This is a genomic window from Sulfitobacter sp., assembly GCF_036961165.1.
In the GTDB taxonomy this organism is placed as follows: domain Bacteria; phylum Pseudomonadota; class Alphaproteobacteria; order Rhodobacterales; family Rhodobacteraceae; genus Sulfitobacter.
This window is the reverse complement of the sequence record NZ_JBALVJ010000017.1, coordinates 1-16156: the sequence shown is the minus strand read 5'-3', so window position 1 is coordinate 16156 and position 16156 is coordinate 1. Positions and strand designations below refer to the sequence as shown.

Genomic DNA, 16156 nt, shown 5'->3' with positions numbered 1-16156 from the left:
CTCTGGCAAACGCTCAGCATATGGCAGCGACAATATCGCCCATGCGGCAGAACGGATTGATCGAGGTCAAGAATAACCGGTTTCAATGCGCCATGGTTCATACAAAATGGAGGGCACCTCTAAAAATTGCCCTGACGTTGGTTCTGCGATATGATTGAACCGTAAACTGGCAGGGGAATGTGGTGATGGCGCAGATGGTTTTTTTTGATCTTTCGGACCGTTACGCGAGCCTGGACGCTAAGAAAGACCCGCTGCTTGAGATCGATGCCGTGGTGCCGTGGGAGGAGTTCCGCCCACTTCTGGAGCAGGTCTGGCGCAAGCCCGAAAGCGAGCGGAAATCCCGCGCCGGGCGCAAGCCGATGGATGCGGTGCTGATGTTCAAAACCCTTGTCCTGAGCGCGCTCTACAACCTTTCAGACGACCAGGTCGAGTATCAGGTCAGGGACCGGCTTTCCTTCACGCGGTTTTTGGGCCTTGGCCTTGGAGATCGGGTCCCAGACGCAACGACCGTCTGGCTGTATCGCGAGGCGCTTGCGCAAGCGGGCAAGGTGGAGGAATTGTTCAAGCTCTTTGATGGTCACCTTGCGCGGCAGGGGTATATCGCGCGGGGCGGGCAGATACTGGACGCATCCATCGTACCGGTGCCGCGCAACCACAACACCCGCGAGGAAAATGCGGCGATCAAGGGCGGTGACGAACCGGAAGGCTGGGAAAACAAGCCTGCAAAGCGGTCACAGAAATATACGGACGCGCGCTGGACCAAGAAACACGGCAAGAGCCACTACGGCTACAAGAACCACGTGAACGTCGACCGCAAGCACAAGCTGATCCGACGCTATCATGTCACCGACGCCGCTGTCCACGACAGTCAGGCAGTGGGCATGTTGCTGATGCGCGGCAACACAGCCTCTGGGGTTTGGGCAGATTCTGCCTATCGGTCCGCTGAGATTGAGAAGACGCTCAAAGCCCGAGGCCTGACCAGCCGCATCCACCGGAAAGGAAAACGGGGCAAGCCGCTGAGCGAGCGGGCGAAGCAGGGCAACAAGACCAAATCATCGGTGCGCGTCCGGGTCGAACATGTCTTTGGCGCGCAGACGAATGACATGGGCGGCACCATCGTGAAAACCATTGGTCTGGTGCGGGCCAAGGCCAAGATAGGGATGAAGTACCTTTTGTGGTTGCCGCCCGTAATGCAAGAAGTTTCTGACCCTGTTGGCGTGTGATCGAGTGCGCACTTTTGTCAGGCCTCAAGATGCGGCATTTTCAAAAGCCGCAGGCCGGGATGGTGATCAGCGGATCGGGTCCAAATCTCGCCTCCGAGCTTTCTGCTCTCAGGTTCTTACTGGTTTTCCCAATCCCGATCTGTTCGATCGTCTTGCCCATTCAGGTCGTCGTCTTCTCACACCCCCTTGGCACCGGTACTAACGGTTCGACATGAGTATCATGCCGCGACTGCCAGCGCCGGATCCTTGTAGTCTTCGTTTTTCGTTAGCATCGCCCAGACCTGCCTGGCCATCTTGTTGGCCAACGCGATCGCGACCAGCATCTTGGGCTTACGCGCCAACATGCGCGCCTGCCAGCTGCCCTCCGTAATGGTGCGCTGCTCAAGCCAATTCAGGCGCGACATTGCCCCAATGATCAGCAGGCGTCGGATATCGGCTTGGCCAGCCTTGGTCATGCGTCCCAAGCCTCCCGAAGAATGCTGCTTGGGCACAAGGCCCAGCCAAGCCGCAAAGGCGCGCCCCGTCTTGAACTCTGCCATGTCAGGCCCAAACGTCTCCACCGCGATGGCTGTCAGCGGCCCAACACCAGGCATGGTCTGGAGCCGACGCGCCCTGTCTGACTGGGCTGCCAGCATCTTCAGTTTTGTGGTGCGCTCGATTATACGCGCCGTTTTCTCTGCAATCTGCGCCTGCAGGTCCCGGCACTCCTCCCGGATCAGCGCAGGCAGATCAGAGGCCTCGTCCTCCAGAAGCGTTGCCACGCGATCGAGATGGCCTATCCCGGCGGGAAACACATGGCCATGCTCATACAGCAGTGCCCGCAGCGCGTTCACATCGGCGGTCCGCTGATGCACGAGCCGCTCCCGGCCCCCAAGACCGCCGCCCGGCAATGCTGCTCGACCGTCTTGGGGGCCACGAAGCGCATCTCCGGCTGGCGTGCCGCGATGACGATTGCCTCGGCGTCCGCCGCATCATTTTTCTGCCGCTTCACGAACGGGCGCACGTATTTTGGTGCGATCAGCTTCACCTCGTGCCCAAGCGCCTCCATCTCACGAGCCCAATAATGTGCGCTGCCACACGCCTCGAAGATGACCATACTGGGCTCCTGCTGCGTCATGAACGCAGGAAATTGCTTGCGCGTGAGTTTCTTGCGGAACTGGACCTCCCCTGTCCGACGCGCGCCATGGACCTGGAAAACTGCCTTTGCCAGATCAACTCCAATCATCATATACTTCATTTCGCCGTCCTCCTTTTTTGCGTGGCGTTGAACACCACAACCTTGGCACATTCCGATGCCGTCTGGGGAGGGTGGCAACCACTCCATCTCGCCTACAACATCCGCCGATCTGCCAGTTGCGTCGCATCAACCCAAACCCGGCGTGAGAAACGCTCGGGCAAAGGCGCAGGTCATGAGAAACCACCTAAAAATAGGCAGCGCGTCAACAGACCCGGTGCAACAATCCGTCAGCTGACGGTCTTGAGACGCGTTTCAGGGTACTCAAATCGCTCTGTCGTCGCGAAAACAGTCAAAAATCGAGGTGCCCTGGAGTATTATTATGTGTTGGAGCACGGGTGCATCGGCCACCATGGTCGCGGTAGGTGCGGTGGCCACGGCCATCACCTTCCGGCGCGGCGATCCGCCAGCATTTTGGCTGACGCTGGCGTTTTTTACGCTGATGGAGGCGCTGCAGGTTTGGGGTTACACTGTGCTGGACCAATGCGGAACGCTCGAAAACCGGTCGGTGACGGTCCTGTCTTATCTGCACATCGCCATTCAACCATTCTTCATCAACGCTTTTGGCATGGAGCTTGTCCCAAAGACGGTCAAGCTGTGCGCGCAACGTTGGGTATATACTGCATGTGCGGTATCCACAGCGGTCATGCTTTTACAGATCGTGCCCTATCAGCCTCTTGGGGCGTGTTTGCCGGGCAGCCCGCTTTGTGCTGACAGATGGTGCACTGTCTCCGGTGATTGGCACATTGCATGGGATGTTCCCTATAATGGGGTGATGCTGGGCTTTGAACGCATCTACGGCTTCTATGCCGGCTTTCCGACCTATTTGGTGGCTGCGTTCGTCGTGCCGCTGTTGTATGGCGCATGGCGCTTTGTTGTCGTTCACGCGGTTGCAGGTCCCATTCTGGCGGCCTCACTTACCAGCAATCCGAACGAGATGCCTGCAATTTGGTGTCTTTTCTCAATCGTCATTATGCTGATCGTGCTGAATCCAAGTGTTCGAACGACATTCACGAGCACGCATTGGTGGGGCAAATGAGTTTCAAGCTCAGAGTGAATATTCGATTGTAACCTGCCGTCCCCAGATCCTGACGATGAGGCTGTGAATCCCATCAATCGGCAGGGGCAAGCAGTATGCTGGAAACGACAGAAGCCGGAGTGCAATACCGCCCAGAATGCCCAATCCTCTAACGGAGGCCCAGATGTAATCTGACGCGACCTTGCAATCCGAGGTGCTGAAAAGGAGGATGCAAAGCAGCTGAAGGCCGGTCGTTGGCTTGTTTGGATAGCGCCATTGTCCATTTACGAACGCAATGGTTGCGGGCTTGGATTGGGCCGGGTTCACCGCTTTCCCTTTTGCAGATACGCGCGTAACGTCATGGAAAGCTTGTGATTGGCTGTCCCATGAGGGAGCGTTTGTGTCAGATTTCACCACCAGACCGGAGATCAGAGGCAGTTTCGGCGTCGTCACCTCGACCCATTGGATTGCCTCAGCGGTCGGCATGGGGATGCTGGAAAAAGGTGGCAACGCATTCGACGCGGCCGTAGCCACCGCATTGGTCTTGCTAGTGGTAGAGCCGCACCTCAATGGTCCTGCAGGGGATATGCCTGCGATCTTCCATTCAGTCACGACAGGCAAAACCGAAGTCTTGTGTGAACAAGGGGTCGCGCCCGCTGCGGCGACGATAGCGCATTATCAGGATCAGGGACTTACGCTTGTGCCCGGCTCGGGGCTTTGGGCGACCGTGGTTCTGGGGGCGTTTGACGGCTGGATGTTGATGCTGCGTGACCACGGCACGCTGTCGTTGTATGAGGTAATGCAGCCCGCGATTGACTATGCACGTGACGGTCATCCGGTGCTGCCGCGCGTGGCCAATACCATTGCGGGTTTGGTCGAATATTTTGCCGAGCATTGGCCCAGCTCAGCGGCGGTCTGGGCGCCTGAAGGTATCGCTCCGGACCCGCATGCAATGTTCAAGAACCCTGATCTGTCGGCGACCTATGCCCGCTTGGCGCAAAGCGAAGGGGCAACCCGCACCGCGCAGATTGATGCCGCGCGCAAAGCGTGGCGCGAAGGGTTTGTTGCCGATGCGATCTTTGACTATCTGGACGATGCGTGCGTCATGGATGTCTCTTATCAGGCTCACTGCGCCGTGCTTGCGCGCGGTGATATGGCCGGATGGGAAGCGCCGTATGAAGACACGTTGAGCTATGACTACCACGGCTGGACGGTCCACAAGACCCACGCGTGGAGTCAGGGACCAGTCATGTTGCAGGCGCCGGCGATCCTCAAGGGCATTGATCTGGGCGGGATGGACCCGATGGGGGCGGAGTTTACCCATACGGTGATCGAGGCGATGAAGCTCGCCCATGCCGACCGCGAGGCATATCACGGCGATTCCACGCAAAGCGACATCCCGATAGAGCAGCTGCTGAGCGACGCTTACAACGACACGCGCCGTCCGCTTATTACATCTCAGGCGTCGCTGGAACAACGTCCGGGCCGTGTGCTTGGGTTCGAGCATTTGGCAGAGCGCTATATCGAACGCGCTGCGCGAGACTTCGACGTGGGCGAGGTCGCTGCACAAGATCCGACCATGTCCCATCTCACCGAAAAGCGCGGCGATACCGTGGATCTGGATGTGATCGACCGTTGGGGTAATATGGTCAGCGCCACGCCGTCGGGTGGGTGGCTGCAAAGCAACCCCGTGATCCCCGGCCTTGGCTTTCCGCTGAACAGCCGCGCGCAGATGTTCTGGCTTGAAGACGGCCTACCGACCTCGTTGGCACCGGGTCGTAGGCCACGCACCACGCTGACGCCAAGCCTTGCGGAAAAGGACGGCACCCAGCTGGCTTTCGGAACGCCGGGGGGCGACCAGCAGGACCAGTGGCAACTGATCTGGTTCTTGCGCTTTGTGCATCACGGGTTGGGCTTGCAGGAAGGCATGGACGCGCCGCTGTTTCGCTTAATGCATTTTCAGGGCTCGTTTTTCCCGCGTGAGGTGCCCACAGGCGAAATGATGATTGAACCAAACGTGGGCGAGGCGGTGATCGCTGATCAGCGCGCGCGGCCATATCGTCACCGTGGCAGAGCCGTGGACCGTGGGGCGTCTGACTGCCGCCATGCGTGCGCCCGATGGCATGCTGCGCGCAACTGCCACGCCGCGCTTGATGCAAGCCTATGCCATTGGCCGATAAGGAGATACTTCAATGCTGATCGAAGCTGGACCAAAGACCTGCCACTGGGGCTTTTTCGACGCCGGCCTTGCGCCCGTCGCGACGGTTGAAAGTGGCGCAGAAGTCACCATTAACACCGTCAGCGGCGGACCGCAGGTGCTGCCCCCTGAAGGTTTCCATATCCCGACCGAGTTGCTGGAACTGCACGCAGAGGGGCCCCCCGCGATGCCCGGTCATATCCTCACTGGTCCTGTGACGGTTGTCGGCGCGCAGGCGGGTGATGTCTTGCAGGTTGATATCCTTGATGTGCAACTTCGGCAGGACTGGGGTTATAACGTGATCCGCCCGCTGGCTGGCACGCTTCCGCTGGATTTCGACGACACGCACCTGAACATCCTGCCGCTGGATGCTGAGACGGGGGAGGCGACGATGCCTTGGGGACTGAAGCTGCCGCTTGCGCCGTTCTTTGGTGTGATGGCCGTGGCGCCGCCGCGTCAATGGGGCCGCATCTCAACGATTGAGCCGCGCGCTCATGGTGGCAATATGGACAATAAGGAACTGGTGGTAGGCAGCACGCTTTATCTACCGGTGCATGTTGATGGTGCGCTGTTTTCTTGCGGGGATGGCCATGGAGCGCAGGGGGATGGTGAGGTCTGCGTGACAGCGATCGAGACCGCGCTGCAAGGGCGGTTCCGCCTGACCGTTCGGCGCGAAATGGATGTGAGCTATCCGCAGGCAGAGACGCCCACCCACATCATCACCATGGGGATGCACGCGGACCTAGATCAATGCGTCGAGATTGCCTTGCGCCGCATGATTGCCGTAGTCGCGGCAAAGGCAGGGATTAGCCGTGCGCAGGCCTATATGCTCTGTTCGCTCGCTGGAGATCTGCGGATCACCCAGACGGTGAACCGCGAGAAAGGCGTGCATATGATGCTGGCGAAAAACCTGTTGTAGTAACGCAAAGGGGGCAGTGCGATGCACTGCCCCCAATCTAATTTTTTGATCGACTTAACCGCGACGACGGCCGCCTACACGGCCTGCACGGCCACGGCCTTCATGGCCTGCTTTAGGAGCAACTTTGTTAAATTTGATCCAGTCGCCACCGTGCGGGTCACGGTCAAACAGGAAGTTGGCAGCGCGGATGGCTTCCATCTCTTTGCCCGGACGGGGCAGGGTGGAGCCCATACCGAACAGGTTCACAAAGGCTTCGTCATCCATGTCTTCGGGCAAAATTAGGCCAAGGGCAGCCAGTTCGGCCTTCTTCTCGGCGATTTTGGTGGCGTTTACGGGCAGCGCTACAGGGTTCATGATGGCGGAGGTCATGCCTGCGCCCATCGCCATCGGCAGGAAGGCGTTGTTGATGCCGTGGCGGTTTGGCAGACCAAAGCTGATGTTGGACGCACCGCAAGTTGTGTTCACACCCAGTTCTTCGCGGAGGCGGCGCACAAGGGTGAACACCTGATGGCCTGCCGTCGCCATTGCGCCAATCGGCATGACCAGCGGGTCCACAACGATGTCATATGCAGGGATGCCGAAATCTGCCGCACGCTCGACAATCTTTTTGGCCACGGCAAAGCGGACATCGGGGTCCTCTGAGATGCCGGTGTCATCGTTCGAGATTGCCACAACCGGGACGTTGTATTTCTTGACCAGTGGCAGCACCAACTCCAGCCGCTCTTCCTCACCGGTGACGGAGTTCAGCAATGGACGGCCTTCGCAAGCTGCAAGGCCGTTCTCAAGCGCGCCGGGAACCGAGCTGTCGATGCAGATAGGGCAATCGGTGACAGCTTGGACACGTCTAATCATTTCCGGCATCAGCATCGGCTCGACAAAGTTGTTGTCGGCATAGCGTGGGTCTTCGGCCATCTTGTTGGAGAAGACCGCGCCAGAGTTCACGTCGAGGATGTTAGCACCCGCGGCAACCTGAGCAATCGCATCTGCCTCAACGCGGGAGAAATCGCCTCGCTCAAGCTCTTCGGCAAGGATCTTGCGACCTGTGGGGTTGATCCGCTCCCCGATGACGCAGAACGGCTGGTCAAAGCCGATGATGGCGGTTCTTGTTTTGGATTCGACGATCGTTCTGGTCATGTTCAGTCCTAATTATCCGGCGTTTGCAGGGACAGCGGAATCGCCGCCATGTGTGTGCGCCCATGTCGCGTTGGTCTTGATCCCGCCGAGCGGGAAGAAATGCACATGAGAGATATTGAAGTCGGGGTTGGCGGCCTTGTGGGAAGCCAGTTCGCGCAGCACGTCTGTCGGCTCGTAGGGGAGCAGCAGCTTGGTCACGTCCATCGCGCGCTTTTGCAGCACTTTGAGCGAGGGGCCGACGCCGCAGGCGATGGCAAATTTGATCAGCGTTTGAAGCTTGGCTGGACCTGCAATGCCGATGTGGACGGGCAGGGTGATGCCAGCGTCGCGCAGGCTGTCAGCCCATGCGATGATCGGCTTGGCTTCAAAGGCGAATTGCGTGACAATGGCCATCTTTGCGTCCGTGCGCGTCTGGAAATCATTCTTCCAGCGCAGGGCAGCATCGACATTGGCAGTGCCTGACGCGTCGATGTCGCGGTTGCCTTCGGGGTGACCCGCCACGTGCAGATGGGTAAATCCGGCTTCATCGAATAAGCCTGTTTCCATCAGTTGCATACTGTCAGCGAAATCACCGTGGGGGGCAGCAACACCGCCAGCTAGCAGCAACGCTTGCTTTACGTCCGCTTCACCTTGGTAGCGCGCGATCCAGTCGGCCAGTGTGGCACGGTCCTTGATGATACGGGCAGGGAAGTGCGGCATGACGTTATAACCGTCCGTGTGCAACCGCTTGGCAGTGGCGACCATTTCTTCGATGGGCGTGCCTTCGATATGGGCGATGTAGACGCGGGTGCCTGTGGGCAGCAGCGTGGGGAAGTCTTCGATCTTCTCGGCGGTGCGGGGCATCACCTCAATCGAGAAATTCTTAAGAAAGCTTTCGATTTCGGGGTTTACCCCGTTATCGGCTGGATCGGATTTTTTGCGAAAATTCAACAGTGCCATGCGCAGGCTCCTTCCAAAATCGAAACGGGGACGTTCAGGCCCAGCCATCGTTTGCAATCAATGCTTTGATACGGTCACGATCATATTCGGCGTCCAGACGGGCTGCCTCGGCGTCAGCCACGTTCGCATCATCGCCTTCAACTGAATAGGGGGCTGCTTTGCGCCATTCGGCCAGATAGGCATCGGTATCGCCTGCGCCCACTTTCATGGCAGCGCGGTCAATGGCCTGCTCGAAGCGTTCAGGAAGAACCCGCTTCTGGCCACGGCGGCCTTTGCCGACAATGACCTGCGCAGGAATATCCCGCCAGTAGACGACAACAACATCAGCCATGCGCGATTCCTCCAACCTGCATTACGTTTCGATCTCTCTACCGGATAGGCCGCACTGCACGAATGTCGTTTTCGACAATAACGGCACCATCCGCGACCTTTGTGTATCCCAAGCCTTACAGGGCCGCGAGGTGCGCGAAACCTCATTCCCCACATGAAGATCATGCGCTTGATTAAATTCGGCACGCTTTGCCCCACGCGGGTCCTTGCGCCAGAGCCGCGCAAGACGTATCGTGTCATCAACTCGTAATGAAAGGCGCATACCATGGCGCCAAAGCGCTCCAAAGGTGCGGGTGCGCTCGAACAAACAAAACCGACGGTTCTGAGCCCCGCGCCAGTTTCGTCCAGATCGAACGACCTATATGCGGCCCTTGATCTGGGCACAAATAGCTGTCGCATGTTGATTGCCCAACCAAAGGGCGGTGGTTTTCATGTGGTGGATAGTTTCTCGAAATCCGTCCAGTTGGGAGCGGGGCTTGAGAAAACCGGGCGCTTGTCGCGCGGATCAATGGCGCGCACCATTCAGGCTTTGCGCATCTGCCAGCAAAAACTACGCCGGAACAAAGTCAAACGGATGCGCCTTGTCGCGACCGAAGCCTGCCGCCGTGCAATCAACGGCGATGATTTCATGCGCCGCGTGACCCGCGAAACCGGTCTGCGTCTGGATATCATCGCGCCTGAACAAGAGGCGCAGTTGGCCGTAATCTCCTGTGCACCGCTGGTTAGCCCGAAGACCGAAAACCTGCTGGTGGTGGATATCGGCGGTGGCTCGACCGAGCTCGTCTGGATCGATATCTCCAAAGTGCCCAAGCGTGACCGCGCCCAATCGATCATGCGGTTGCATAACGGGTTTGTTCAGGCACCGACCGATATTCCGGCCGCGAGGGTGGTGGACTGGATCAGTGTACCGCTGGGTGTGGCAACGCTGCGTGACCAATTTTCGGATGTCGAAGACGACGCAGCGCGTTTTGCGCTTATGAGCTGGTTCTTTGAGGAGAACCTGACGGATTTCACGCCTTATCAATCTGCCCAGCCGCAAGAACGGTTCCAGATTGTCGGGACTTCAGGTACAGTCACCACTGTCGCGGCCAGCCATTTGGGCCTGCGGCGCTATGACCGGACGAAAGTGGACGGGCTGAGTATGACCAGCCAGCAGATCGACAAAGTTATTCACAAATACCTCGCCATGGGGCCAGAGGGCAGGCGGGTCGACCCCTGTATCGGTCATGACCGCTCTGCCCTAATCATGTCGGGGGCTGCAATCTTACAGGCGCTGATGCGCTGCTGGCCCACGGACAGGCTTAGCGTGGCCGATCGCGGTCTGCGCGAAGGCCTGCTATATGCACAAATGAGCGCGGACGGCGTGCTTGAAGAAGGAACATTCTGATGGGCAAAACGCCGACAGGAAAGAATATATCAGGGCGCGGACAACGTGACCTGAAAGTTAAAGTGAAATCAGCGCGCGGGCGCAAGCTGAGCTCGACCCGTTGGTTGCAGCGTCAGTTGAACGACCCGTACGTGAAACGCGCGAAGGCCGAAGGCTATCGCGGGCGCGCGGCGTTCAAGATCATGGAGCTGGATGACAAATACCGCTTTTTGGTGCCCGGCGCGCGGATTGTCGATCTGGGTGCTGCCCCCGGTGGCTGGTGTCAGGTGGCGGTCAAACGCTCCAACGTATTAGGTGAAAAGGGCGGTAAATCGCGTGGCACTATTCTGGCGATTGACCTTCAGGAGATGGAGCCGATTGCCGGCTGTGAAATCCACCAGCTCGACTTCATGGAAGATGACGCTGACCTGATAGTAAAAGAATGGCTGGGCGGTCGCGCTGATGTGGTCATGTCGGACATGGCTGCGGCGTCTTCGGGGCACAAGCAGACCGACCACAACCGGATTATCGCCCTGTGCGAGGCCGCTGCGTATTTTGCATTTGATGTTTTGGACGAAGGCGGTACATTCATCGCCAAAGTTCTGGCGGGCGGTGCCGAGGGGGAACTCCAGCAGCTTCTGAAAAAGCGCTTCCGCAAGGTTGCAAACTACAAACCGCCGTCGAGCCGACAGGATAGCTCGGAGAAATTTGTGGTCGCGATCGGCTTCAAGTCTGAAGATTCGGAGCAGTCCGAAGCAGAGTGACTGTCCGCTAGATCCCTGCCGGTGGTGATCGGTTGGCTATCGTGAACGAGCGATGGGGATCAGGAAGACTTATTTGCGCTTTTTAATCCACAGACTCGGAAGTCAGCTGAGATATTCGGTTGCCGGATTGTTTGCCCGTGGAAATAGGGCGGATTTATTTGTCTCTCCAGCAAGGGCTGCGGCGTCAATGATACAGCGCAAAAAGGCCTGCAGATCCCGTCCGATCTGCTCAGGTTCCGGATGGCCAGAGTAGGCAGAAAAATCCCGTGACTGTGTTCAAGGCAGCACCGTTCAGGGCGTCAGTCTTTTCCACAAACGGTAAGAGTACCTCTGCGTGCTCCAGTGTTTGAGCAAGGCAAATGAAGCGTGATAGTGGCTTGTAGAAAATTGGCGGGGTCTCCTTGAACCCATTGTCGACCATATTACGGGGTGCTTCTTTGATGGGGGAGTATTGGTAAAGGGTTCCGATGCCGACACCCGAGACGTGCCCATCAGTGCCAGGTGACTGGCCACAATAGGGTCACGCGGTTGGGATCATGTCTGCGATGACGATCGTTCCATCTCGTTGCACAGCCAAACTGTGGCCGGAGGTGGAAAAGGTGCGACAGCGGCCAACCAATTCCCCGCTCGGCGCATATGCAGATAGTTGCGGCGTCTGATTGCTGACAAGCTGCGTGCCATCGGGGGGGCAGGGCCAGATACATGGTTTTGTGCAACCCTTCGATCCGCCCCAACCAGTGGCCCTTGGCGTCGAATAGTTTGAGGCGGTTGTTTGCGCGGTCCGTTACGCAAAGCCTACCTTGTGTGTCGAATGTTATACTCTGGGGCGTCGAAAACGCGCCCAGATCATTCCCGGGCTGGCCAATGGTTTTTAGATGGCGCTGGTCGGAATTAAATATATGAACCACGCTATTGCTATAGCCATCAGCGACATAGTGGCAGCCAACCGGTTATTGCCAGCAGCACGCAGATCGTGTCCACGAATAAACTGCGGCAACTCTGCGCTTTGGTCCAGCAGCGTGCTACCCAGACCCAGCATGGCCAGTTCATGCGCGGCGTCTGAGGACCACGATCCTGTCGCTTTAGACCGCAACATCGGTGATCCTGGATAGTGCTGGATAGGTGACATCGACCACTTGGTAGCGTTGATGGCCTAGGGCGGCATAAGAAGAGGTGTGTTTGACCTTAGAGGTCACAGCGCGCCATGAAGCGTTTCTGCCATCGTCACCTGCATTGAGTCATGGGCTGAGCCAGCGGTCGATCTGATACCCGAATCTGGTGTTCCGCAAAGCCAGCAGATTGATGCGATCATAGGCTGCATCACCGCGCAATTCTTTGAGCTTTGGTGCTATGATGGCCACGCTGGGCATTATAGCAGTTATATCGCTAAACGATCGCGTGGCCTCGGCTATTAGCGCCGCGCGGGTTATCAATGTGCGGGCATATTCGATGGCGGTGACATCATCTGCCGGTGCCACACGCGATGCTTGCCGTGGGTCAAGGCTATCGCGGGCAATGTCAAAATTTCTACCGTGATGCGCACGGGATTATGCGGCTGAAAATTGCCGCGCGGGCAAAGCGCGATAACGCTCGAACATACCGAGTAGACAGCCGTTGCACGCACGCGCCCGAAGCCCGCAGCGCACTTAGACCGGCCTCAAAGGCATCGGCCACTTCAGCATCTAGATCGCCCATACCAAAGTTTTCCGGTACGATGACCGAGTGCGGCATGGAGGTGGTTGAAAGAGGCGTGTCGTGCAGTGCGTTCAGCACGGAGCGCAGCTGGCCAGTGTCCCTTATCAGCACACCGACATTGTCGAGCGAATGCGACAGTGCCCTCGCGCGGGATGGTTTGCGCTGTAGGCTTTAAGCCGAACAACCCGCAAAAGACGGCAGGAAACCGCGCCGGGGCGCCTTTGCCCTCCCAAGTGCGATACTTGCCACTCCGCGCGCCACATCAGAGGCTACAGCCGAGGTCGAATCAACCGCAATGCAACCCTCACGCAGTGGTGTGAGCGGGGTGCCGTTGTGCGGGTTTAGCCCAAGGCCCGAATAGGCAAATTCCGTCATATTGGCGTGACTGAAAAAACCGACACCCGCGCCGCGTAGGTGGGCAACTGCCTCTGCGTCTTTAAGCGCAGGCAACGTGTTTTTACGCACCTCCGATCCCGTATGGGTGATATGGCCGCGCACATCGAACAGATCATTGACTGCAACGTTCAGTACGGACAAAGGGCCTTCGCCTTCGACGGAACCGTTGAAAACACGGGTGAAATAAGGGCCTTTGGCGCTTGCACACGCAGCGTTCAGAGGGGATTGAGGCGTGTTGGTCATGTTGCAAGCCTTCAACGTGTTTTCTGTTCAAGCCAGGTCGCGATGCCTGGAAAGACGGTCAGAAAGTTCACAGCCAGCACGAGGATGCACGAACAGGTTGAACCCCGGCAGTGGCGTGATCTGAGCCAGATCGACAACGATAGTCAGATAGATGCTGAACCAGACCGGATCGATTCCCACTGTGGCCACGACAGGCATGACAACGGAGGTTGTCAGCACCGCGATCATGCCCGACGGACCGAACCTACTGGCCGAGATGATTTCAGCAAGTTATCCGTGCAAGCCGGAAAAGTTCATCGTGGAGATTAGAAAAGCCGTGCACAGCCGGATTATCGCGGAGGCCCTATAGGTGAAGCGATGAATGTTCGAGTGTTCAGGGAGCGGCCGAGGGCGGCGATGATCGATGCTCCGGCCACACCAACGGCGGCGGCGGTCGCTGTGGCAACGCCTGCATATCGAACCAATTTCCCTGCTGATCAAACCGACCGCTGGCAACAACATCCGCAGGCGGCACAAGCGTTCGCCCATAGAAATCCGCAGTTCGTTCGCTTGAACGCCATCGGGTTCAACTTAGACCAGATCGCGATATAGCCGGAAAATAGCGCCATCAGCATCCAGCTAGGCACTAGACCGGCAGTGAACAGACGGTTGACCGACACTTGGGCCGCAACTCCGTAGACGATCATCACGATCGATGGCGGTATCAAAAGCCCCAGCGTACTCGACCCTGCCAAAGACCCGATGACCAAGCGGGCAGCATAGCCACGTGATTTCAACTCAGGCAGGGAAATAGGGCCCCCTGTGGCCGTGGTCGCCGCAGAGATACGGACACACGGCAAAGATTCCGCAGCCCACGACATTAACGTGCGCCAGACCGTCTGGCAGCTACCCGACCCAAGGGGCGAGGCCCGAAAACGGGTCTTTGGTCAAACGGGTGCGATACAATATTTCATCCTTTCAGATGAACAGCGGCCGTCCGGTCAATATCCAGCTTGTCGAATGTGCCCACATGGTAGTGTCAAGAATTGCATCGACCGGTGTCGAGGTGAACATCATGAATATGACAACGCCCGAAGCCATCTGTGCCACGCCGACCCAAACGCCCAGCGCTAACCGCACCCGTAAGATTAAGACGAGAACGAAATATTGCAGAATAATAGGCATGCCTGTTTTTCCTGGCCTTGTTCGTGAGTGCCATCAAATTGCCACTGGCAAACCAAGGATCAGGCGCAAGGTGTGCTCTGCAAAGTCGAGTGCGAATAGAGTTGATCCCGGCACCATTGCTGATTTCTTTATCCAAGGCGGTACAGCCACTACGCCTTGGATGAATGCGTGATAAGCTCAACTTTCCAAGACATAGTCAAAGATCGCCCAAGCCCATCATCATGGTGGCAAAGCCTGTCGCGAGAATATCGGCGACATGGCCCAGCCGCTCTGGCAGCAGTTGCAGCAAAGAGGTCGCGCGAATATGATCCACTTGCATCAGTGTGGCAGACAGTGCGAGGAAGGTCGAAGCGCTGAGCCCCTAAGGCGCGAAATCATCGGCTGACAGGATCTGGCTTCCCATCAGGCAAAGGCCGTTTTGCGAGAGGATCAGGACTGCAACTCCCGATAGGGATAGCGCGGCCAACGCTCCGCAAAAGTTATATAGATGGCGCGTAAAGCAATATCTCAGGGGGCTCCAAAATAGGAAAGCGTTCGAGGTGCCTACATCTCAACCGGCTGCACAAAGGTCCGGCGTTCTACTGCCCACGCCTGACTGTCCACACCGGTTGATGGTGACGTAATCATGCCGTTGATCACGCCTGTCGAAAATGCCTGACTGATTTCAGACGTGACGATTGTTGCTAGCACGGCACCCAGCAGTTCTGCCAGACGCACTGTTGAGGGATTGTAGGCGCGAAATTTCACGCCGTCGAACGAGGTTGCACCGGTCTTTCCTGTTTCATGTAGATACCCAGTAGTGGCCAAGGCGCGGCAGACAACAAAACAAGCCCGTCCTACGTAAGCTTTTCCTCATAGATCGGACGCGATGCTTCCCAGAGAACGCGTGCTTCATCAAGCGTAGTCGACAGAAACAGCACCGCATTAGCGGAATAGGTCGGATCTTCGTTGCCAAGCGCTTAAATTAAAACTTCACCGATTGGTAAGATGCCGCACTGAACCCCGCGCGTTAGTTAGCGGGGTTCAGCAATACCGTTTACGAAACAACGTCGATTTCCAACACACCGTTTGACAGGGGGCCACATCTTCGGCAACGGCGCGGATGTTTTTCGTCAGATAGGTGCCGTCTGGCGCGTCAACCGACATCTTCCAAGCTTCGGCATGGGCAAGACCGGTGGTCAGTGCCGCAATGGCAGTTCCGATTAAAAGGTTTTTCATGTCAGGTATCACCGGCGATTTCAACGGGTCGACGCAACACTTTAGTCTTTAGCCAAAGATGGAGTGATCAAAATGAAGTATCGTCGCCGCGTATTTTTCACGGACAAGCAGAAGTCGGAGATTTGGGACAGATGGCAGCGCGGAGAGTCGATGAGCTCGATTGGTCGGGTGTTTGATCGGGGGTCATCGTCAATTTACCCGCTCCTTGCGCGCACGGGCGGCATCCGTCCACCAGATCGCGTTCGGTCTCGCCTCGCGCTTACCTTGATCGACCGAGAAGAGATATCGAGAGGTCTGCGGGCACAGATGTCCTTGC

General features: G+C 57.6%; 19 protein-coding genes and 3 pseudogenes. 8 read left to right on the top strand and 14 right to left on the bottom strand.

Annotated elements, in window-relative coordinates; all coding sequences use genetic code 11:
- Positions 1-185: 185 nt before the first annotated feature.
- The gene (locus V7730_RS09720) at positions 186-1223 is read left to right on the top strand and encodes an IS5 family transposase (RefSeq protein ID WP_335747400.1); all 1038 of its coding nucleotides are present in this window, start codon (positions 186-188) and stop codon (positions 1221-1223) included.
- 218 nt (positions 1224-1441) lie between these two features.
- On the opposite strand, the pseudogene V7730_RS09715 reads toward V7730_RS09720, so the two are convergent.
- Positions 1442-2460 (bottom strand): annotated as a pseudogene (locus tag V7730_RS09715) (IS110 family transposase).
- Between the two features lie 319 nt (positions 2461-2779).
- Between V7730_RS09715 and V7730_RS09710 the strand changes: the two are divergent.
- From V7730_RS09710 to V7730_RS09700, 3 genes and pseudogenes are all read left to right on the top strand, one after another.
- Entirely contained in the window at positions 2780-3496 is a 717-nt protein-coding gene (locus V7730_RS09710) for a DUF5765 domain-containing protein (RefSeq protein WP_335747399.1), read from the top strand.
- Between the two features lie 379 nt (positions 3497-3875).
- A pseudogene (locus V7730_RS09705) lies at positions 3876-5655 on the top strand (gamma-glutamyltransferase family protein).
- Positions 5656-5667: 12 nt separating this feature from the next.
- The gene (locus V7730_RS09700) at positions 5668-6591 is read left to right on the top strand and encodes an acetamidase/formamidase family protein (RefSeq protein ID WP_335747398.1); all 924 of its coding nucleotides are present in this window, start codon (positions 5668-5670) and stop codon (positions 6589-6591) included.
- A gap of 54 nt (positions 6592-6645) precedes the next feature.
- On the opposite strand, the gene V7730_RS09695 is transcribed toward V7730_RS09700, so the two are convergent.
- From V7730_RS09695 to V7730_RS09685, 3 genes are read right to left on the bottom strand one after another with little or no spacing between them, the layout of a single operon-like run.
- Entirely contained in the window at positions 6646-7725 is a 1080-nt protein-coding gene (locus V7730_RS09695) for a methyltetrahydrofolate cobalamin methyltransferase (RefSeq protein WP_335747397.1), read from the bottom strand.
- A gap of 12 nt (positions 7726-7737) precedes the next feature.
- Positions 7738-8664 carry a methylenetetrahydrofolate reductase gene (locus V7730_RS09690; RefSeq protein ID WP_335747396.1) on the bottom strand — a complete coding sequence of 309 codons (927 nt, stop codon included), beginning with the start codon at positions 8662-8664 and terminating at the stop codon, positions 7738-7740.
- Between the two features lie 34 nt (positions 8665-8698).
- Complete coding sequence (locus tag V7730_RS09685) at positions 8699-8995, bottom strand: virulence factor (protein WP_335747395.1); 297 nt, start codon at positions 8993-8995, stop codon at positions 8699-8701.
- 264 nt (positions 8996-9259) lie between these two features.
- Between V7730_RS09685 and V7730_RS09680 the strand changes: the two genes are divergently transcribed.
- Both V7730_RS09680 and V7730_RS09675 read left to right on the top strand, forming a co-directional pair.
- Positions 9260-10381 carry a Ppx/GppA phosphatase family protein gene (locus V7730_RS09680; RefSeq protein WP_335747394.1) on the top strand — a complete coding sequence of 374 codons (1122 nt, stop codon included), beginning with the start codon at positions 9260-9262 and terminating at the stop codon, positions 10379-10381.
- Positions 10381-11124 (top strand): RlmE family RNA methyltransferase, encoded by a 744-nt coding sequence (locus tag V7730_RS09675; protein WP_335747393.1) that lies wholly within the window; start codon positions 10381-10383, stop codon positions 11122-11124. Before V7730_RS09680 ends, V7730_RS09675 begins: the two co-directional genes overlap by 1 nt.
- Before the next feature lie 491 nt (positions 11125-11615).
- Here the strand turns inward: V7730_RS09675 and V7730_RS22630 are convergent, their stop codons facing one another.
- The 6 genes from V7730_RS22630 to V7730_RS09655 all read right to left on the bottom strand — a co-directional run bounded on the left by V7730_RS22630 (position 11616) and on the right by V7730_RS09655 (position 13656).
- Complete coding sequence (locus V7730_RS22630; protein ID WP_443070202.1) at positions 11616-12032, bottom strand: hypothetical protein; 417 nt, start codon at positions 12030-12032, stop codon at positions 11616-11618.
- On the bottom strand, positions 11996-12220 hold the full coding sequence (locus V7730_RS09670; protein ID WP_335747392.1) for a hypothetical protein: 225 nt from the start codon (positions 12218-12220) through the stop codon (positions 11996-11998). Before V7730_RS09670 ends, V7730_RS22630 begins: the two co-directional genes overlap by 37 nt.
- A 142-nt stretch (positions 12221-12362) precedes the next feature.
- A complete protein-coding gene (locus V7730_RS09665) occupies positions 12363-12602 on the bottom strand; it encodes a hypothetical protein (RefSeq protein WP_335747391.1) in 240 nt (79 codons plus the stop codon).
- Between the two features lie 197 nt (positions 12603-12799).
- Positions 12800-13003, bottom strand: coding sequence for a hypothetical protein (locus tag V7730_RS22625; protein WP_443070201.1), 204 nt, complete (start codon positions 13001-13003; stop codon positions 12800-12802).
- Complete coding sequence (locus V7730_RS09660) at positions 12991-13458, bottom strand: amidase family protein (protein WP_335747390.1); 468 nt, start codon at positions 13456-13458, stop codon at positions 12991-12993. Before V7730_RS09660 ends, V7730_RS22625 begins: the two co-directional genes overlap by 13 nt.
- 27 nt (positions 13459-13485) lie before the next feature.
- Positions 13486-13656, bottom strand: coding sequence for a hypothetical protein (locus V7730_RS09655; RefSeq protein WP_335747452.1), 171 nt, complete (start codon positions 13654-13656; stop codon positions 13486-13488).
- On the opposite strand from V7730_RS09655, the gene V7730_RS09650 reads away from it, so the two are divergent.
- Positions 13610-13807, top strand: a complete 198-nt coding sequence (locus V7730_RS09650; RefSeq protein ID WP_335747454.1) for a hypothetical protein — start codon at positions 13610-13612, stop codon at positions 13805-13807. The genes V7730_RS09655 and V7730_RS09650 overlap by 47 nt on opposite strands.
- 127 nt (positions 13808-13934) lie before the next feature.
- Here the strand turns inward: V7730_RS09650 and V7730_RS09645 are convergent, their stop codons facing one another.
- The 4 genes from V7730_RS09645 to V7730_RS09630 form a co-directional block, all read right to left on the bottom strand.
- On the bottom strand, positions 13935-14318 hold the full coding sequence (locus V7730_RS09645; RefSeq protein WP_335747389.1) for a TRAP transporter large permease subunit: 384 nt from the start codon (positions 14316-14318) through the stop codon (positions 13935-13937).
- A gap of 97 nt (positions 14319-14415) precedes the next feature.
- Entirely contained in the window at positions 14416-14622 is a 207-nt protein-coding gene (locus tag V7730_RS09640) for a hypothetical protein (RefSeq protein ID WP_335747388.1), read from the bottom strand.
- 543 nt (positions 14623-15165) lie between these two features.
- Positions 15166-15429: a hypothetical protein gene (locus V7730_RS09635; protein WP_335747387.1), complete on the bottom strand. Its 264-nt coding sequence runs from the start codon at positions 15427-15429 to the stop codon at positions 15166-15168.
- Positions 15430-15645: 216 nt separating this feature from the next.
- Positions 15646-15840, bottom strand: coding sequence for a hypothetical protein (locus V7730_RS09630; RefSeq protein ID WP_335747386.1), 195 nt, complete (start codon positions 15838-15840; stop codon positions 15646-15648).
- A 72-nt stretch (positions 15841-15912) separates the two neighbouring features.
- On the opposite strand from V7730_RS09630, the pseudogene V7730_RS22620 reads away from it, so the two are divergent.
- A pseudogene (locus V7730_RS22620) lies at positions 15913-16156 on the top strand (IS30 family transposase); the annotation flags it as partial.